This window comes from Streptomyces sp. NBC_01717 (assembly GCF_036248255.1).
Taxonomy (GTDB): Bacteria; Actinomycetota; Actinomycetes; order Streptomycetales; family Streptomycetaceae; genus Streptomyces.
In genome coordinates this window covers 4,897,149-4,916,198 of sequence record NZ_CP109178.1, presented here as the reverse complement: position 1 = coordinate 4,916,198, position 19,050 = coordinate 4,897,149, and the positions used below count along the sequence as shown (strand labels likewise).

Annotated in this window: 13 protein-coding genes and 2 tRNA genes; 3 read left to right on the top strand and 12 right to left on the bottom strand. The window is 70.9% G+C overall.

Annotation, left to right across the window (positions count from 1 at the left end; translation table 11 throughout):
• Both OHB49_RS22250 and OHB49_RS22245 read right to left on the bottom strand, forming a co-directional pair.
• Positions 1-759: a TetR/AcrR family transcriptional regulator gene (locus tag OHB49_RS22250; protein WP_030973913.1), complete on the bottom strand. Its 759-nt coding sequence runs from the start codon at positions 757-759 to the stop codon at positions 1-3.
• 94 nt (positions 760-853) lie between these two features.
• Positions 854-2,377, bottom strand: a complete 1,524-nt coding sequence (locus tag OHB49_RS22245; RefSeq protein WP_329162438.1) for an MFS transporter — start codon at positions 2,375-2,377, stop codon at positions 854-856.
• Positions 2,378-2,528: 151 nt separating this feature from the next.
• Here OHB49_RS22245 and OHB49_RS22240 point away from each other — a divergent pair, with 151 nt between their 5' ends.
• Entirely contained in the window at positions 2,529-3,368 is an 840-nt protein-coding gene (locus tag OHB49_RS22240) for an endonuclease/exonuclease/phosphatase family protein (protein ID WP_030973910.1), read from the top strand.
• A gap of 13 nt (positions 3,369-3,381) precedes the next feature.
• On the opposite strand, the gene OHB49_RS22235 is transcribed toward OHB49_RS22240, so the two are convergent.
• The 8 genes from OHB49_RS22235 to OHB49_RS22200 form a co-directional block, all read right to left on the bottom strand.
• Positions 3,382-5,523, bottom strand: a complete 2,142-nt coding sequence (locus OHB49_RS22235) for an ArnT family glycosyltransferase (protein WP_329162436.1) — start codon at positions 5,521-5,523, stop codon at positions 3,382-3,384.
• Positions 5,520-6,821 carry a bifunctional glycosyltransferase family 2/GtrA family protein gene (locus OHB49_RS22230; protein ID WP_329162434.1) on the bottom strand — a complete coding sequence of 434 codons (1,302 nt, stop codon included), beginning with the start codon at positions 6,819-6,821 and terminating at the stop codon, positions 5,520-5,522. Before OHB49_RS22230 ends, OHB49_RS22235 begins: the two co-directional genes overlap by 4 nt.
• Before the next feature lie 26 nt (positions 6,822-6,847).
• A complete protein-coding gene (locus OHB49_RS22225) occupies positions 6,848-8,449 on the bottom strand; it encodes a HAMP domain-containing sensor histidine kinase (RefSeq protein ID WP_443079666.1) in 1,602 nt (533 codons plus the stop codon).
• Positions 8,450-8,465: 16 nt separating this feature from the next.
• Entirely contained in the window at positions 8,466-9,203 is a 738-nt protein-coding gene (locus OHB49_RS22220) for a response regulator transcription factor (protein ID WP_030973902.1), read from the bottom strand.
• A 78-nt stretch (positions 9,204-9,281) separates the two neighbouring features.
• Positions 9,282-10,160 (bottom strand): amidohydrolase family protein, encoded by an 879-nt coding sequence (locus OHB49_RS22215; RefSeq protein WP_329162429.1) that lies wholly within the window; start codon positions 10,158-10,160, stop codon positions 9,282-9,284.
• 55 nt (positions 10,161-10,215) lie between these two features.
• The gene (locus OHB49_RS22210; RefSeq protein ID WP_329162427.1) at positions 10,216-11,124 is read right to left on the bottom strand and encodes a DUF2797 domain-containing protein; all 909 of its coding nucleotides are present in this window, start codon (positions 11,122-11,124) and stop codon (positions 10,216-10,218) included.
• Between the two features lie 159 nt (positions 11,125-11,283).
• Positions 11,284-11,356: transfer RNA gene (locus OHB49_RS22205), tRNA-Arg, on the bottom strand.
• 215 nt (positions 11,357-11,571) lie between these two features.
• Positions 11,572-11,662 (bottom strand) — tRNA-Ser (locus tag OHB49_RS22200).
• A 199-nt stretch (positions 11,663-11,861) separates the two neighbouring features.
• On the opposite strand from OHB49_RS22200, the gene OHB49_RS22195 reads away from it, so the two are divergent.
• Both OHB49_RS22195 and OHB49_RS22190 read left to right on the top strand, forming a co-directional pair.
• Positions 11,862-12,362 carry an SSI family serine proteinase inhibitor gene (locus tag OHB49_RS22195; protein WP_329162426.1) on the top strand — a complete coding sequence of 167 codons (501 nt, stop codon included), beginning with the start codon at positions 11,862-11,864 and terminating at the stop codon, positions 12,360-12,362.
• A gap of 226 nt (positions 12,363-12,588) precedes the next feature.
• Complete coding sequence (locus OHB49_RS22190) at positions 12,589-16,644, top strand: hybrid sensor histidine kinase/response regulator (protein ID WP_329162425.1); 4,056 nt, start codon at positions 12,589-12,591, stop codon at positions 16,642-16,644.
• Between the two features lie 107 nt (positions 16,645-16,751).
• Here OHB49_RS22190 and OHB49_RS22185 read toward each other — a convergent pair whose 3' ends face one another.
• Together OHB49_RS22185 and OHB49_RS22180 are read right to left on the bottom strand one after the other, a co-directional pair.
• Positions 16,752-18,401: a long-chain fatty acid--CoA ligase gene (locus tag OHB49_RS22185; RefSeq protein WP_329162424.1), complete on the bottom strand. Its 1,650-nt coding sequence runs from the start codon at positions 18,399-18,401 to the stop codon at positions 16,752-16,754.
• A 155-nt stretch (positions 18,402-18,556) separates the two neighbouring features.
• A complete protein-coding gene (locus tag OHB49_RS22180) occupies positions 18,557-18,952 on the bottom strand; it encodes a nuclear transport factor 2 family protein (protein WP_329162423.1) in 396 nt (131 codons plus the stop codon).
• Between the last annotated feature and the right edge of the window lie 98 nt (positions 18,953-19,050).

Sequence of the window (19,050 nt, the reverse complement as noted above, 5' to 3'; positions counted from 1 at the left end):
TCAGCGGTCCCGCATCGCCTCGATGCCCGCGATCAGCAGGTCCAGGGCGAAGGTGAAGTCCCGCTCCCGCATCTCCTCGACCGTGTCGCCGCCGCGGGCGTCCATCAGGTCCTGCGAGGACTCCACGATCCGGCTGAGTTGCGGCTGGGACCGGATCGTGCCCATCGCCTGCTGGAAGAACTCGTCCTGACTGAGCCCCGCCTCCGCACTGCGCTGCACGAAGTGGCCCTCGATGGTGCCGAATCCGTAGACGAACTGGAAGACCGCGGAGAGTGCTCCCGTCTGCCTGCGCAGCGGCAGCCCCGTCGCCCGGATCACGTCCTGGACGGCGTACGAGAACAGCATCGAGTGCGGGCCGATGTTGAGGAAGTGACCCGCGAGCGGCGACACCCAGGCGTGCCGGACCAGCAGTTCCCGGTAGGTGGTGGCCAGTTCGCGCAGCCGGTCGTGCCAGTGCGTCTCCTCCCGGGGAGGTGCGATCTCGCTGTAGACCGAGTCCAGGGCCAGCTCCAGCAGGTCGTCCTTGGTCTCGACGTACCAGTAGAGGGACATCGCGGTGACGTCCAGCTCGGCGGCGAGCCGGCGCATGGAGAATTTGGCGAGGCCCTCGGCGTCCAGCAGCCGGACCGTTGCCGCGGTGATCTTCTCGCGGTCCAGTCCGGCCGGCTGGTCGGCCCTGCGGGGGCGCGAGGGTGTCCGCTGGTCCAGCCAGACGCTGGTCCGGGCACGGTTTTTGACACGGTCGGCCGCGGACACCATGGCGCACTCTCCTCGTCTTGCCGGCGGGACGGACCGGATCCGTACCGTGTGCGCAGTAACCGGATTCATACGGTTAGGTACGCCCCGCCTGATGCTAGGCCGCCGCCGCGGCCGAGTCTGCCTGAGCCGATTCTGCCCGCTCCGCCCGCCGCAGGAGTACGGCGGCGAGCAGACCGCCGGCCAGCACCGCCACCGCTCCGACCAGCTGACTCGTCTCCAGCCCCGAGGCGAAGGCGTCGGTGATCCGCTGCCGCTCCCCGTCTCCGGTCGCCGCGGCGACGGCGGCGGGCAGCGAGGCGGCGCCGACCGCCGCCGGCACGAGGGCGGCGAACCGGGAGTTCAGGACCGCACCGAGCACCGCGACCCCGAGCCCGTTGCCGCATTCGGCCAGCGTGCCGTTGACCCCGGCGCCCACGCCCGCCTTCTCCGGCGGAATGGCACTCATGATCGCGTTGGCCATCGCGGGCATGGCAAGGGCGATTCCCGCGCCCATCACGACCAGGCCCAGCAGCATGCCGCCGTAGCCGTTGCCGCCGAACAGGGCGATCGCGGCGAGACCCGCGGCCAGCAGACTCATCCCGGTGGCGATGGTGGCGGGCGTGCCCGGCCTGGGCACCAGCCTGGCGCCCAGCCCCGTGAGGTTGAGCGCGACGACGCTCAGCGCCAGCGGAGCCGTACGCAGGCCCGCCTCCAGCGGCTCGTAGCCAAGGACGAACTGGAGCTGCTGGGTGAGCAGGAACAGCGAGCCCCCCATCCCGAACGCCACCAGGATCGCGCCCGCGACCGCCCCGATGAACTTCTGGTTCCGGAAGAAGTGCATGTCCAGCATCGGGTACGGGATGTGCAGCTCCCACAGCACGAAGCCGGTGAGGACGGCGACCCCGGTGAAGGCCGTGAGCAGGACCTGGCCCGAGGTCCAGCCGTGTTCCGGGCCGGAGATGATCGCGTACACGACAGCGGCCATACCGACGGTGGAGAGCAGCGCCCCGAGCAGGTCGGGACGGTCGCCGCGCGGGTTCTTGGACTCGGGAACGAGCCGGACCACGGCGACCAGGCCGAGGATCGCGACCGGAATGTTGACCAGGAAGATCGCGCCCCACCAGAAGTGGTCGAGCATGACCCCGCCGATCAGCGGCCCGACGGCGAAACCGAGCGAGTTGACGGTGGACCAGATACCGATCGCCTTCACGCGTTCGGCGTCGTCGAAGATCTGGACTACGACGGCCAGGGTCGTGGTGATCAGCAGCGCCCCGCCGATGCCCATGCCCGCACGGGCGGCGATCAGTTGCGCGGACGACTGGGCGAGCCCCGCCACCAGAGAACCGATTCCGAACAGGGCGAGGCCCGCGAGCAGCATCTTCTTGCGGCCGTAGCGATCGGCGGAGCTGCCGGCGGTGAGCAGCAGACCCGACTGGACGAGCGAGTAGGCGTTGATCATCCACTGCACATCGGCGGTGGACGCGTCCAGCTCCCGGGTGAGGGAGGGGATCGCGACGTTGAGGACCGTGTTGTCGAGCAGCACGGTGAGCTGGGCGAGGCAGATGACGCCGAGGATCATCCAGCGCTGCGGGTGGCCTGGGGACGTGAGCCGGTTCTGGGCGGCTTCGGTCGCCGTCATGCGGGCTCCTTGAGCTCCTGGAGTTCTTATACGGTGTACGGGAGAATCGTTGTACACCGTAAAGCAACCTGCGTACGGTGTACAAGCAACTTTCGCGCGGTACGGTGCTCGGCGCTGATCCGAGAGGGAGCCGACTAGCACCGGGAGTGGCATGTCACTGCGTCGCCGTACGGCGGAAGTCCTGATCGCTGCGGGCCTGTTGGGGGTGGCCGCCGTCCCGCCCGCCGGAGCTGCCGGGCACGGCCATCCGGTGCCGCTGCGCGTCGCCACGTACAACATCCATGCGGGCGCCGGCATGGACAACGTCTTCGATCTGGACCGGCAGGCGGCGGAACTGCGCGCACTGGACGCCGATGTGATCGGGCTTCAGGAAGTGGACGTCCACTGGGACACCCGCAGCCAGTGGCGGGATGTCGCGGGCGAGCTGGCCGAGCGGCTGCACATGCGGGTGTCGTTCGCCCCGATATACAGCCTCGATCCCACGACACCGGGGGCGCCACGGCGTGAGTTCGGCGTCGCGGTGCTGTCCAGGTACCGGATCGTGAGCGCCGAGAACCACGAGATCACCCGGCTCTCCACCCAGGACCCCGACCCCGTGCCGGCGCCCGCGCCCGGCTTCGGCGAGGTGGTCGTACGGGTGAAGGGGATGCCCGTGCATGTATATGTGACGCACCTCGACTACCGCGGCGACCCGTCCGTACGGATCGCGCAGGTCGCCGACACCCGGCGCGTCATGGCGGAGGACGAGGGGCGGAAGGTACTGCTCGGCGACTTCAACGCGGAGCCGGGTGCCCCGGAACTGGCCCCGCTCTGGGAGGAGCTGGCCGATGCCGACCCGGGCGCGCCGACCTACCCCGCGCTGAACCCCGTGAAGCGGATCGACTTCGTGGCCGTGTCCAAGGACGGCGTACGGGTACGCGACGCGGCGGTGGCCGAGACACTCGCCTCGGACCACCGCCCGGTTGTCGCCGATCTGCTGCTCCGACGCTGACGGCCGGTTCGGATCAGCTCTTGGGCCGCGTCAGGTCGTAGAAGGTCGAACTGCCGGCAGTGACCTTCTCGAAGGTGTCCTCGACCCACGAGCTGATCTTGGACGAGGTGCCGCTGTCGCCGCCCATCCCGCCCGTGCCGCTCGAGATGAAGTAGTGGATCCTTCCGTCCTCGACGTACTGCTTGAACTGGGCGAGCGTCGGGGACGGGTCACTGCCGTTGAAGCCGCCGATCGCCATCACCGGGTCGCCGGTGGCGAGCTGGTAACTGGCGGCGTTCTGCGAGCCGATGGCCGCGGCTGCCCAGGTGTAGGCGTCGGCGTTCTTCTCCAGGAGCTTCTTGGCCTGTGAGCTGACCGACGAGCCGTTCAGCAGACCGCCCATGCCGCCGCCTCCGCCCATACCGCCTTCGGCCATGCCGCCAGGGCCGCCGCCCGGCATGCCGTTCTGCTGATTGCCCTGGGCCTGGCCCTGCCGGCCGCCGCCCGGAAAGCCGCCCTGGCCGCCGGTCGGCGGCCGGCCCGTGGCGCCGCCCTGCTGATTGGCCTGGCCGTTCCGACTGTTCGGGCCCGGAGGCTGCATTCCGCCACCACCCCCGGGACCGCCCCGGCCGCCACCGCCCATCGTGCTGGCGCCCGACGGGCCGGCCGTGACGATCGAGCCCTGGTGCCCGGTGTTCAGCGTGCTCAGGGTGTACGCCGTCGGCCCCGCCAGTGATGCGACGAAACCGATCACCACCGCGGCGAACGCCAGCCGGCGCCCGGCCCGGGCCGCGAGCAGCAGACCCGCCGCGCCCACGAGACCGCCGATCAGGACGGCCCAGCGCAGCCACGGCAGGTAGTCCGGGGTTCGCCCCAGCAGCACGTACGACCACAGAGCGGTGACAGCGACGGTGGCGCCGAGCACTCCGCTCGCCGCCCACTTGGCCCGCTCCTCCCACAGCACCGTGACGCCCATGCCGACGAGCGCCGCGATGTAGGGGGCCAGGGCGACCGTGTAGTACTGATGGAAGATGCCGGCCATGAAGCTGAAGACGACCGCGGTCATCAGCAGCGAGCCGCCCCAGGCGAGGAAGGCCGCGCGGGCGGTGTCCGTCCGCTTCGCCTTCCAGGTGATCCAGATGCCCGCGATGAACAGGATCAGCGCGGCGGGCAGCAGCCAGGAGATCTGGCTGCCGATCTCGGAGTTGAACATCCGCCCGATGCCGGTCTCGCCCCACTGGCCGCCGGACTGGCCACCGCCACCGCCACCGCCACCTCCGACGCTGCCGGTCTCGTCGCCGCTGATCCGGCCGAGCCCGTTGTAGCCGAAGGTCAGTTCCAGGAAGGAGTTGTTCTGTGAACCGCCGATGTACGGGCGGGAGGAGGCAGGCCAGAGTTCGACGATCGCCACCCACCAGCCGCCCGCGACCACCATCGCGAGCGCCGACAGCCCGAGTTGGCCGAACCGCTTCCGTACCGTCGTCGGCGCGCACACCGCGTACAGCACGGCCAGCGGCGGCAGGATCAGGAACGCCTGCAGGGTCTTCGACAGGAAAGCGAGACCGACCGCGACCCCGGCCCAGACCAGCCACTTCGTCCGGCCGTTCTCCAGCGCGCGCAGCACGCAGTAGACGGTCACGGTCATCAGCAGCGCGAGCAGGGCGTCCGGGTTGTTGAAGCGGAACATCAGCGCGGCCACGGGCGTGAGCGCGAACACCGCCATCGTGATCAGTCCGGCAGCCGCGCCGAACCGGCGGCGCACCGCCGCGTACAGCACCCCGGCCGTCGCCACCCCCATCAACACCTGCGGAGCGAGGATCGCCCATGAGCTGAGGCCGAAGATCCGCACCGACAGGGCCATCGGCCAGAGCGTGGCCGGGGGCTTGTCGACGGTGATGGCGTTCGCCGCGTCCAGTGAGCCGAAGAAGAACGCCTTCCAGCTCTGGCTGCCGGCCTGCACGGCGGCGGAGTAGAAGGAGTTGGCGTAGCCGGAGGCGCTGAGATTCCACAGGTACGCCAGCGCAATGGCCAGCAGCAGGGCGAGGAAGGCGGGCCGTGCCCAGCGCGGGTCCTCGGGCCTGCCCTTCCGTACGCGTCGCAGGAGCGGCTCGTCCGCAGCCGGTGCGGCCGTGGTCGGCGGTGCCGGAAATCGGTCGGTGGGGTGCAGGGTGGTCATCGGACGTTCCCCAGTTCGTGGTGAGTGTCGTCGGCGCGGCCGGCCGCGGGGGCCCGGTCCGGGAAGACCCAGGCGCGCAACAGCAGGAACCGCAGCACCGTCGCTGCGAGGTTGGCCGCGATCAGCACGGCGAGTTCCGTGCCGTGCGAGGGCGAGCCGGTGGCCGCGCCCAGCGCTGCGAGCGAGCCGCTGGTCAGCGCGAGGCCGACGGCGAAGACGACGAGGCCCTGCGCCTGGTGGCGTACCGCGCCGCTCCGGCCGCGTACGCCGAAGGTGAGTCTCCGGTTGGCTGCCGTATTGGCGACGGCCGACACCAGCAGCGCGCCGCCGTTGGCGATCTGCGGGCCGGCGCCCAGTCGGAAGAGCGAGTACAGGGCGAGATAGAAGAGGGTGGAGAGCGCGCCCACGACGCAGAACCCGACCAGCTGCCGGGCCAGGCCGCCCGGCACCCCGCTCAGTCCGCGGTCGCGCGGATCGTCCCCGAAGGGCCGGGCGAGACGGTCCAGCGGCAGTGCCCCGACGGCCAGTGCCCGGCCCACCCGCCACACACCTTTCAGGTCCTCGGTAGCCGTCCGCACGATGTGGACCGTGGAGTCGGGGTCGTCGACCCAGTCCACCGGAACCTCATGGATGCGCAGCCCGGCGCGCTCTGCGAGGACCAGCATCTCGGTGTCGAAGAACCAGCCGGTGTCCTCGACCATCGGCAGCAGGCGCTGCGCGACGTCCCGCCGAATGGCCTTGAACCCGCACTGCGCGTCGCTGAACCGCGCGGCCAGCGACGACCGGAGAATGAGGTTGTAGGCCCGCGAGATGAACTCCCGCTTCGATCCCCGCACGACACGCGAACTGCGGGCCAGGCGCGATCCGATGGCCAGGTCCGAATGCCCGGAGATCAGCGGTGCGACGAGCGGCAGCAGAGCGTTGAGGTCGGTGGAGAGATCGACGTCCATGTAGGCGAGGACCGGGGCGTCCGACTGCGACCAGACGGTACGCAGCGCACGTCCGCGCCCCTTCTCCTCCAGCCGGTACGAGCGGCACCGCGGGAGGATCGCCGCCAGCCGGGCCGCCACCTGGGGCGTGCGGTCGGTGCTCGCGTTGTCGGCGACGGTGATCCGGAAGGCGTACGGGAAAGTGCGCACCAGATGGTCGTGCAGGCGCAGCACACAGGTTTCGAGGTCCTTCTCCTCGTTGTAGACGGGTACCACCACATCGAGGACGGGGGCATCTGCCGAGTCGACCGCTCCGGCCAGGAGATGCTCCCGGGCCGGCAAGGTGCTCCAGGAAGAGTCGGTTCGCATGTCATCGACAGTCGCCAACCCCGCTGTCACACCGGTGTGATGGACCTGTGGTTGTGCTGTGAGTCGGCACGGACCGGCGCAACAGCAGGCAGAACCGCAGGCAGATGGACGGCGAAGACCGTGCACCCCGGCTCCGACCGCACCTCCACCCGGCCGCCGTGCGCGGTGACGACAGCCTGCACGATGGCCAGGCCGAGCCCGGTGGAACCCGCGCTGCGCGAGCGCGACGCGTCGCCGCGCGCGAACCGTTCGAAGACATGTGGCAGCAGCTGCGCCGGGATTCCCGGCCCGTCGTCCTGCACCTCCAGCGTCACCCACGGATGAGCTGCCCCGGCCCGTACGCGCGCGGTGACGGTGGTGCCGGGCGGGGTGTGCGTACGGGCATTGGCCAGCAGATTGACCAGCACCTGGTGGAGCCTGGTCGGATCGGCGTGCACAGTCGCGGGTTCGTCGGGCAGCTCCAGCCGCCAGTGGTGACCCCGCTGCCCGGCCGCGCGGGCATCGCTCACCGCGTCGACGACGATCGGTGACAGATCAGTGCTCTCGTACGAGAGCGGGCGCCCGGCATCGAGGCGGGCCAGGAGCAGCAGATCCTCCACCATGCCCGTCATCCGCTCCGCCTCGGACTCGATCCGCCCCAGCGCGTGCCGGGTGTCGGGACCGGTCTCCTCGCGTCCGCGCCGGGTCAGTTCGGCGTATCCGCGGATCGAGGCCAGCGGTGTCCGCAGCTCATGGCTGGCGTCCGCGACGAACTGCCGTACCCGCATCTCGCTCTCCTGGCGCACCGCCAGCGCCGAACCGACGTGGCCCAGCATCCGGTTGAGCGCCGCGCCCACCTGTCCGACCTCGGTCCGCGGATCCGCCTCGGCCGCCGGCACCCGCTCCAGGGGTGCCACCTCACCGCTGTGCAACTGGAGTTCGGAGACCCGGGTGGCGGTCGCGGCGACCCGGCGCAGCGGCCGCAGCGCGACCCCGACCATGGCGGCCCCGGCGATTCCGGCGGCGATCAGCCCGGCCCCGGTGACACAGACCTCGACGAGGATCAGAGTGGTGAGGGCGCCTCGCACCTCGGCGGCGGGGATGCCGACGAGGACGGTCGTCGTCCCGTCCGCCCCCTCGACGGCCTTCACCCGGTACGAGCCGAGCCCGGGAAGATCAACGCTCCGCGCCCCCTCCCCGACCTCGATGTCCGCCGCCTCCAGGGCCTTCTCCTCCGCCCCCTTCAACGGCCTCTCACCGGCCGCTGCGCTCTGCTCGAGTGCGGCGGAGTTCTCCTGGACCACGCTCGACACAGTGATCGAGCCGTCCACGGACACCGCACCGAGCGTGCCGAAAGGCTGCCCGCGGGCGTCTATGAACGCCAGCGGATCGTCCTCCGGGCCGTCGGCGAGCAGTGGCCGGCCACCCGCGCCGCCGCCCGGCGGCGGCTTCGAGGCCCGCATGGCGATGGAACGCAGCTGGTCGTCGAGCTTGCCGTACATGTAGCTGTGGAAGGCGATGGTGGTGACCGAGCCGATCACCGCGGCCACCACGGCGATCAGCGTCACCGCGGACACCACCAGCCGGGTCCGCAGTGTCCACGGCCCTCTTCCCCACCGCTCTCCCCGCCTCCGCGCCCGACGGCTCACCGGGCTACTCACCGGGCTACTCACCGGGCTTGATGAGATATCCGGCTCCGCGCCGGGTGTGGATCATCGGCGCCCGTCCGGCGTCGATCTTCTTGCGCAGATACGAGATGTACAGCTCGACGACGTTCGCCTGCCCGCCGAAGTCGTAGTTCCACACCCGGTCCAGGATCTGCGCCTTGCTCAGCACCCGTCGCGGATTGCGCATCAGGAAGCGCAGCAGCTCGAACTCGGTCGCCGTGAGGTGGATGGAGGTCGTCCCCCGGCTCACCTCATGGCTGTCCTCGTCGAGCACCAGGTCACCGACGACGAGCGTCGACTCACTCCGCACCGTCGCCGTCCCGGACCGCCGGATCAGCCCGCGCAGCCGCGCCACGACCTCCTCCAGGCTGAACGGCTTCGTCACATAGTCGTCGCCGCCCGCCGTGAGTCCGGCGATCCGGTCCTCCACCGAGTCGCGTGCGGTCAGGAACAGCACGGGGACTTCGGAGAGGTCCCGGCGAAGCTTGCCGAGCACCGAGAGCCCGTCGGTGTCGGGCAGCATCACATCGAGGATCACCGCATCGGGCCGGAAGTCGCGCGCCATGCGGACGGCACTCGCACCGTCCCCGGCGCTGCGCACCTCCCAGCCCTCGTAGCGCAGGGCCATGGACAGCAGCTCGGCGAGCGGCGCCTCGTCGTCCACGACCAGCACACGGACGGGATTGCGGTCCGGCCTCAGCAGTTCGGTACGCCCCTGGGGCGTGGTCGTCGTCATGCCGCAACCCTGTGAGACGCCTCTGAGAGGGTTCTTTCCCGATCCTGTGAATTCCCTGAGAAACCGGGAAGCGCGGGCTCAGCGCCGGTCGAACATCGCGTGCGCGTTCCCGTAGCAGACCGCCCGCAACCAGTCGTCCCCCAACTCCAACCGCTCCAGGGCATGCAGCTGGTGCACGTACGGGTACGGAATGTTCGGGAAGTCCGTCCCCAGCAGGATCCGGTCCCCGAGGTCTGCGAGCCGTCCCCGCTCCGCCACCGGGAACGGCGTGAGTTCCTCCGAGAAGTCCGTGAACGCCATCGTCGTATCGAGCCGCACCTCGGGGTACGCCTCCGCCAGCGCCAGGAACTCCGCGTACTCGGGCATCCCCATGTGCGCCACCACCAGCCGCAGCCGCGGATGCCGGGCGAGCAGCCGGCCGACCGGCTCGGGTCCGGTGTACTTGCCGGGCGCGGGACCGGACCCGCAGTGCATCACGACCGGGACCGCGGCCTCCGCCAGCAGCCCCCAGACCGGTTCGAGCAGTGGATCGTTCGCGTCGTACGCCCCCACCTGAATATGCGACTTGAAGATGCGCGCCCCCGCCTCGACCGCCTCGCGGACGTAACGCTCCACGCCCTCCTCGGGAAAGAAGGTCGCGGTGTGCAGACAGTCGGGCACCCACCGCGCGAAGTCGGCCGCCCAGCCGTTCAGCCAGGCCGCCATCCCCGCCTTGTGCGGATAGAGCATCGAGGTGAACCGCCGCACGCCGAAGGACCGGAGCAGCGCCAGCCGTTCGTCCTCGTCGTGCCGGTAGGCGATCGGCCACTCCATCCCGGTCAGCGGACCGGCGGAGTCGAAGTACGCCCACACCTTGCGGAGCACCTGCTCCGGCATGAAATGCGTATGGACATCGATCAGTCCCGGCAGCCCGAGCCGTTCCCAGAACCGCACCACCTCATCGCTGCCGCCACTCACCGCGCACTCCCCGTCCGCCCCGACCCGTCCTGTCCCGACCTGATCACCGACGATCTCAGAAGAGCCCGTCCTGTACGCCGCCGCCCCCGATATCGATCACCGGCGCCGTCACCCCCGACCGCGCATCGGCCCCGACCAGCTCCCATCCGGTCATCAGCCGGGTGTCCAGCACGACCACCCCGTCCGCGGCCGCCAGATGCAGATCGGGCCCGGCGGCCGCGACCAGCCGCCCCGCGACCACCCCGCCGTCCATCAACTCGGTCACCACCCGCGCCACTTCGACCGGGCCGTCGAGCCCGAACAACCCCGTGTGGTCGACGGGCTCGAACGGCAGCCGCTCCAGCGACTGCGGCCACCCGGCCCCCTCCCGCTCCAGCGCAGCCGCCCGCCCGTACAACCCCTCGACCTCCGCGACCCGTTCCGCCGCCCCGGGCAGCGCGGCCCGCACCGCACGCTTGCGCGCGTACGGGATCCGGTCCGGCACCCCCAGCGCCGACCGCAGCAGCTCCTCGGTACGCCGCGCCGCCATCAGCGGCCCGCGCCCCAGCCAGCTGTAGACCACGGCCCCCTGCTCCCTCAGCCGCGCCGCACCCCGCTCCTCGGCGGTGATCCCGACCTTCACCATGGAGGGCCCGAACCACGCGAGGTAAACGCGGTACGTCCGCGGGTCGTCGGCAATCGTGTCGGCGGCCACCGAGTGCGCCCGGTCCAGCCGCGCGCACTCCGGGCACCGCGCCCCCGTACTCCGCCCGGACACCATGGCCCCCAGCGGACATGCATTCCCCCGAGCGCCCACACAGTGCCGCTCACCGCCGGCGCGGAACCCGAGTTCCTTCCCGTACACAAGGACACTCACCCGCGTCGAACCGGCCTCACGCCTCGCCCGATCCGTCGCCCCGCCCTTCTGCCACCCCAGGACCGGCCCTTCCTGGGGCCATCGCAACCCGGTGCAGTGCCAGCTCATGCGTGCGATCGTAACGAGGCTCCGGGCCGGGGCGGAGATCCTCATGAACAGGTCGCGAACGGAAGGACGACCAGCCAAGTGCGGACAGGGGGAACGGCGAGTCCGGACACAGGCACGCAAGAGGCCCCCCGGACTTATCCGGGGGGCCTCTCAGCTGTGTGCACTCGGCAGGATTCGAACCTGCAACCTTCTGATCCGTAGTCAGATGCTCTATCCGTTAAGCTACGAGTGCTTGGCGTTCCGGGCTTTTCTGCCTGGTCGGCGTTGCGGGAACAACATTACATGACCCGCGCCGTCACGCGAAATCCATTACCCACACCACCTCTGACCTGCGAAAACGCCCTGTGGCGCCTCATTCGGTCACCTCGCCCCGCGCTGCCGCGAGCACGTTCCGCGTCCGGATACGACTGAAGCCCCGGCCAGTGGCTCGGGGCTTCAGCGATCAAGCGGAGGCGGAGGGATTTGAACCCTCGATGGGCTTTAAGACCCAAACCGCATTAGCAGTGCGGCGCCATAGACCGGACTAGGCGACGCCTCCAGCACACTTCGCGCGAGCGCGAGTGGTGCGTGCAGATGATGACACAGCTGAGCGCTGTCTCTCCAATCGCCGCCTACGGTACTAGGCAGTCGGCCACGAGAGCAAAGCGTCCGGGTTGCGCAACGCCGCGGCGTGCGGAGCGTTAGTGAAGACGGGGGTACCGCCTCCGCCGTTCTTCCGCGTCCCACAGGAGCTCCGTATGCTGCGCCGCCTCGCTCTCACCGCTGTCGCGTCCTTCGCCGTACTGTCGGCTGCCGCACCGGCCGCGACCGCCGCGACCGCCGCAACCGGCCCTCTGCCGCTGCTGTCCCTTCCGCTGCCGCTGCCGTCGGCGCTCCAGGGTGACGACGGCACCGGGAAGACCCGGCTGACGGTGACGGTCTCGGACTCCGGCGACCGGGAGGCCGACGGCGTGTACGAACTGCGGTGCCTCCCGGCCGGCGGCACCCATCCGGTGGCGCAGCAGGCCTGCGACCGGCTGGCGGAGCTCGCGCAGCCCACGGACAGGGAGGGCGGCACGGACCCCTTCCGTCCGGTGCCCGCGGACGCCATGTGCACCCAGCAGTTCGGCGGCTCGGCCACGGCCCGGGTCACCGGGACCTGGCAGGGGCAGCACGTCGACGCGTCCTTCGACCGGACCGACGGTTGCGAGATCGCCCGCTGGAACACGCTCCGTCCGGTGCTCCCCAACGTCCGCTGACCAGGGCGGCCGAGCTCGTCGCAGAACCCGTGCCGGGAGCTTCACAGGACTCGCACAGAGCAGGAGTCGTACACCGTATGCACAGAACCTTGGTGAGAGCTCCCCCTCATCCGCCGTCGGATGCCCCTCCCCTGCCTTTAGACTCCTCCAGTGACAGCCTGCGGCCCGAGGGGCAAGATGGGGCCCGCTGTCGGCAAGGTGCGGTAATCAGGGAGGAAGCGTCGTCGTGAGCAGCAGGCCATCCCGAGGCGCTGCTCGCCTCGCAGCCATACTCGATGCCCTTCCGGACGGGCTGTTGCTCGTCAATTGCAACGGCACGGTCGTCAACGCCAACACCATCGCCCTCGAAATGTTCGAGACTCCGGGCACCGCGCTCGTCGGTCGTGGACTGCTCGATCTGCTTCCGGAGTTCGACTCCAAGCTGATTCCGGGGTCGATGCGCAGGCCCGAGGCCGCGGACGAGCGGGGCCGTACGAAACCGACGCGGATGACCGCGCGGCGGACCGACGGCACCGAGTACCCGGTCGAGGTCACCAGCGCCAGCCTGGAGGACGGGCAGGCCGCGTACAACGACTTCCAGGCCGGCTACACCGGCAGCTACACGGGTGACGAGCTGCTGATGCTCGTCGTACGGGATCTTTCGGGCACCGTCGACACCGAGGCCGAGCTGGCCCGTTCGCAGCGGCAGACCGAGATGATCCTGCGGGCCGCGGCCGAGGGTGTCGTCGGTACGGACACGGACGGCCGGGTCGTTCTGGTCAACCCCGCCGCCGCGCAGATCCTCGGATTCCGTGCCAGCGACCTGGGCGGCCAGGAGCTGCACCCGCTCATCCTGCACTCGCGTGCGGAGGGCGAGCCGTTCCCGTACGAGGAGTCACCGCTCGCCGACACGCTCAAGTCCGGGCGCAAGCACCGGGTGCGCGGGCAGGTCCTGTGGTCCAAGAGCGGTGCACCGGTGCCGGTCGACCTGACGACCGCGCCCGTCCGCGACGGGGAGCAGCTGGTCGGCGCGGTGATGACGTTCACCGACCGCAGGCCGTACGAGGAACTCACCAAGCAGCACACTGCTCAGCTCACCGAGCTGACCGGGAGCCACGCCACCGAGGTCACCGAGCTCACCGAACAGCACACCGCCGAAGTCTCCGAGCTCACCGAACAGCACGCTACCGAGCTGGCCGACCGGACCGAGCGGTACTCGGCAGAGCTGGAGGAGCAGGCCGAACGGATCACGGACCTGACCGCCCGGCACCACCAGCTGACCGCCGTACTCGGCGAGTCGCTGCGCGGCCCGCTGGAGGAGCTGCGCGGCGAGCTCTTCAAGCTCGCCGCCGACCCGGCGGGCCAGCTGTGGCCCGAGGCCAACCAGATCCTGCACCACCTGGCCGCCGGCTATGCCCGCATGACGACGCTCGTCGACAACGTGCTGGGCTTCCAGCGGCTGGACAGCGGTGCGGAGCAGCTGATCAAGGAGACCGTGCTGCTCGACGGCGTCGTGACGGCCGGTATCGACGCCGCCGTCGAGCTGATCGGCCCCGGCCGGGCCCAGTTCGCGGTGCACGCGCCGCCGATCGAGGCCGAGGTCGACGCGGGCCGACTGGTGACTGCGCTCGCGCATCTGGTCGCGGATGTCGCCGGGGTGGACTCGACCGGCAAGGCACGTGTGGTGCCGGGCGGCGGCTATGTCGACTCGACGGTGGTCGTGGCGGCGGCGCAGCGCGGTGAGGTCGTCCGGATCGAGGTGCGCGGACCGTTCGCCGGGGGAGACCCGGTGCACGAGCCGATCGTGCGCGGAATCGTGCGGGCGCACGGCGGTGTCCTCCAGACGCACGAGATGCCGGGAATGAGCGGCAGCGCGTATGTACTGGAGGTGCCGCTGGGCGCGGGGTCGGGCACCGTGACGCCGCCGGAGCCGCCCGTCGTGCAGGCACCGGTGGAGGCGACGGTCGGTGGTGTTGCCGGGGCCGGTGCCGTTCAGGAGCAGCCGGGCACACCGCCCGGCGGGCGGCGCAGGGCCCGCAGGGCGTCGACGGATGCCTTCCTGGAGAGCCCGGTGGGTGCGGCGGAAGCCGGACCGGAGGCCGGCCCTGGGGCGGTGGAGCCGACCGGACGGCGCCGGGCGCGGCGTGAAGCGGTGACACAGGAGGAGCCGGCTCAGCAGGTCCAGCAGGGTCCGCAGTCGCCTCAGGGGCTCGTCCCCGCCCAGCAGCAGGGCGAGGGATCCGGCCGCAGGCGGGGGAGGCCCAGCCCGGCCGAGGCGGCCGCGCAGTCGTCGCTGCCCGCACAGTCCACCCAGTCTCCGCAGCCGGGGCAGGGGCCCGGGCAGGCGTTGGCTCTGCCCGGTGTCGCGGCCCCGTCCGAGGGCTCCGTGGTGACGGCGGCCGAGGGCGCACAGGGCGGTGGCGGCCGTCCGCAGCGCGGGCAGACCGTGCCGCCGCAGGGTGTTCCGGCCGAGATGCCGATGCCGGCGTCTGCGGGCGGGCACCGGACTCGTCAGAGCAACGAGAATCAGCTGGCCCTCCCGGCAGTCGCTCCTGCCGCCGGCCAGGGGCAGAGTGAGGGCGGACCGCAGCAGGGTCAGGCCCAGCAGCCGACCGGGCGTCGGGCCCGGCGGGCGCTCGGGACCGCGCAGGACCGGTCCGTTCCGGCCGAGTCGGCGGGGCCGCGGACCGCGTTCGCGCTCCCGCCGGCCGAGGCCGACCGGATCCCGCCCACGGCCGGTGAGGCGGACCCCTCGCTGCCCGGACGCCATGACACCGTGCGGGCCCCGCACGACGAGCACACGCCACCGCAGGCACACCCCACGCCGAGCGGCCGCCGCCGGGCCCGTCAGGCCGGCGCGCCGCAGCAGCCGGATCAGCCGGAGCCCCTGCAGCAGCCGACGCAGCCCGGGCTGCCCGCGCAGCCAGGGGGCTGGGCGGAGAACGGCACCTCGGGACAGGGGCAGGCCTCCCTCACACCCCCCGGTGACGGCCCGGACTGGGCCGGAGCGGGTCACACCACCCACACCACCGGCACCACCGACCCCGCCGGTGTGGCAGAGAGCCGCCCGCGAGACACCGCGCCCGTACCTGCGCCCGTGCCCGCTCCCGCAGCCGAGTCCGTACCGGATGCACGGCGCCAGCCGCTGCCGGCCGAGGCCCCCATGCCCGCCTCCGCGTCGGCCGACTCGACGCAGGGGCGCGCGTTCAGCGTGCGGACGCTCGGGCAGGGCGTGCCGTTCGTCCAGCACCTCGCCCATCAGCAGAACCAGACGCTCGGCGGCGCCGGCCGGCGCCGTAAGCTCGCCGCCCCGCCCGAGGCCGAGCGCACCGCACAGCCCGCCGTGCCGCATCCGGCCGCCGCGCAGCCCGGTGCCGCGCCGGCGGCTACTGCGCAGCCCGCTGCCGCTCCCACCACCAGCACCTCCGGGCAACTGCTGTCCGCCCCTGCGGCCGAGGGGCGCGCATACGCGATCGGGGCACCCGACGAGGGCGCCGAAGGTCCGGAGCCGCTGGACGGTCCGGGAGGCGCGGTGGAGGTCGCCAACCGTCCGTCGCCGCAACCGGTCGACGACGAGCTGCCCCCGGAGCCGCTGGACAACCCGCGTCGGCTCCTCGTCTGGCCCGCGCCCGACGTCTCCACCCAGCAGGCGCTGGGCGACCGCGGCTACCGGCCGGTGATCGTGCACTCCCGCGAGGAGGTGGACGCCCAGATCGCGGCATTCCCCGCCGCACTCTTCGTGGACCCGCTGACCGGCCCCATCACGCGTACGGCCCTGCAGTCGCTGCGCCAGGCGGCGGTGGCCGCGGAGGTTCCGGTACTGGTGACGGCCGGTCTGGGGCAGGCGTCGCGGGAAGCGGCGTACGGTGCCGACCCCGCTGTACTCCTCAAGGCGCTCGCTCCCCGCGACAGCGAGCAGCACCCGCCGCGGGTGCTGCTGATCGAGGAGCACGAGGAGATCGCGGTGGCACTGACGGCGACGCTGGAACGCCGCGGCATGCAGGTCGCGCGGGCCGCCACCGACGACGAGGCTGTCGCGCTGGCCACCCGGATGCGGCCGAACCTGGTGGTGATGGACCTGATGCAGGTACGCCGCCGCCGGGCCGGGATCATCGACTGGCTGCGCGCGAACGGCCAGCTCAACCGGACCCCGCTGGTCGTCTACACCTCGGCCGACATGAACCGGGCGGAACTGCCGAAGCTCAGCTCGGGCGAGACCGTGCTGTTCCTGGCGGAACGCTCGACGAGCGAAGAGGTGCAGTCCCGCATCGTCGACCTGCTGGCGAAGATCGGCACGAACTGACCGACGCCGGGCGCATCCGACGAGGGCGGTACGGGATTCCGTACCGCCCTCGTCGGATGCGCCCGGCGGACCCTCTCAGACCGTGAGGAACCCCTCGGACCCGTCGATCAGAGCTGGGTGATCTCCAGCTCGCCGTCCGCGTACTGCTTGCGGATCACCTTCTTGTCGAACTTGCCGACGCTGGTCTTCGGCACCGACGGAATGAGCGTCCAGCGCTCCGGCAGCTGCCACTTCGCTATGCCGGCCTCCGCGAGGAACCCCTTCAAGGTGACGTAGTCGGCGGTGGCGCCGTCCTTGAGGACCACGGTCGCGAGCGGACGCTCACCCCACTTCTCGTCCGGGACGGCGACGACGGCGGCCTCGGCCACATCCGGGTGCGCCATCAGGGCATTTTCCAGCTCGACGCTCGAAATCCACTCCCCGCCGGACTTGATGACGTCCTTGGCGCGGTCGGTGAGGGTGAGGAAGCCGTCCTCGCTGATGACGCCGACGTCACCGGTCTTCAGCCAGCCGTCGTCGCTGAACTTGTCCTCGGGGCGCAGTGCCTCGCCGTCCGCACCTCCGTAGTACGCACCTGCGATCCAGGGTCCGCGCACTTCCAGCTCACCGGCCGACTCGCCGTCCCAGGGCAGCTGGTCGCCGCCGGGGCCGACCAGCCGCGCCTCGACGCCGGCCGGGAAACGGCCCTGGGTGATCCGGTACGGCCACTCCTGCTCCTCCGTCAGACCGGCGGGCGGGTTGGCCATGGTGCCGAGCGGCGACGTCTCCGTCATGCCCCAGGCGTGGCAGAGGCGGACACCCAGCTTGTCGTACGCCTCCATCAGGGCGGGCGGGCAGGCCGCGCCGCCGATGGTGACGCGGGCCATCGAGGTCAGATCGCGCGGGTTGGCGGTGACCTCGGCAAGCAGTCCCTGCCAGATGGTGGGGACGGCGGCGGCGTGGGTCGGCTTCTCACGCTCGATCATGTCGGCGAGCGGAGCGGGCTGCAGGAAGCGGTCCGGCATGAGCATGTTGACGCCGGTCATGAACGTCGCGTGCGGAAGACCCCAGGCGTTGACATGGAACTGGGGGACGACCACCAGCGTGGTGTCCTTGTCGGACAGCCCCATCGACTCTGCCATGTTGACCTGCATGGAGTGCAGGTAGATGGAACGGTGGGAGTAGACGACGCCCTTGGGGTCGCCGGTGGTGCCGGAGGTGTAGCACATGGCGGCGGCCTGGCGTTCGTCCAGCTCGGGCCAGTCGTAGCTGGTCGGGCGGCCGGCGATCAGCTCCTCGTAGTCGTGCACCTGCGGTACGGCTCCGTCGAGCACCGAACGGTCGCCGGGCCCCACGACCACCACATGCTCGATCGACGTCAGGTGGGAGAGGAGCGGCGCAAGAAGCGGCAGCAGCGAGCCGTTGACGAAGACGACCTTGTCATCCGCGTGCTTGACGATCCAGATCAACTGCTCGGCGGGAAGCCGCAGGTTGAGCGTGTGGAGCACCGCGCCCATGGAGGGGATCGCGAGATACGCCTCGATGTGCTCCGCGTTGTTCCACATGAGGGTCGCCACCCGCTGGTCGCCGACGACACCGAGCTCGTCGCGCAGGGCGTGGGCGAGCTGTGTGGCACGACGGCCCACTTCGGCGAAGCTTCGCCGCTGCGGCTCGGGCTCGCCGGTCCAGGTCGTGACCTGAGACTTCCCATGGATCGTCATCCCGTGCGTCAGGATGCGGGTGACAGTCAGCGGTACGTCCTGCATGGTGCTCAGCACGGCGTCCTCCCGGTGGGCGCTACGCGGCAGTAAGGTTCCGCTGATTCTGCGCACATACCGCTCGGTATGTCACTACTCCCGGGAGTACGAATCGGTTTCCGTCGGATTCCCCTGGCCGGCGTGCCGACGGGGCCCGCGGTGCCGGAAACCGGGAATCAGGACCAGAACTCGTCGCTGACCTCAATGTCTTCCATGCACTCGTCAAGGTCGGTGGCCTTGTCGCCGATGATCCGGAAGACGATGCCGCCCATGGCGTCGATCGTCCGCCCCTTGCGCTTCGCGAGGACCCGATGCACAGATACTGCGTGCCCCCGGCCGTCGACCAGTACATTCAGCAGTGTGACCGTCATCGTGCCGTCCGATTCCTCGGCCAGCCGCCGGTAGTACGCGAGCATCTCGTCCCGGCCCTTGTAGTCACCGGAGAGTGGACTGCTGCCCGGGACATGGTGGGTCGCGTCGCCCGTCAGCATCTCGGCCAGCGTCTCCATGTCACCGCGGTTGAAGGCTTCGTAGCCCTTGCGGACCAGCGCGGCATGCGGATGTTCAGCCATGACCGTCGCCACCTTTCTCGGCTTCTGTGTCCTGGGAGGAAGGCTGATACCCCCACCGTCGCACCACCCGGAAGGCCTCGCGAGCCCGCGCCCAGCGG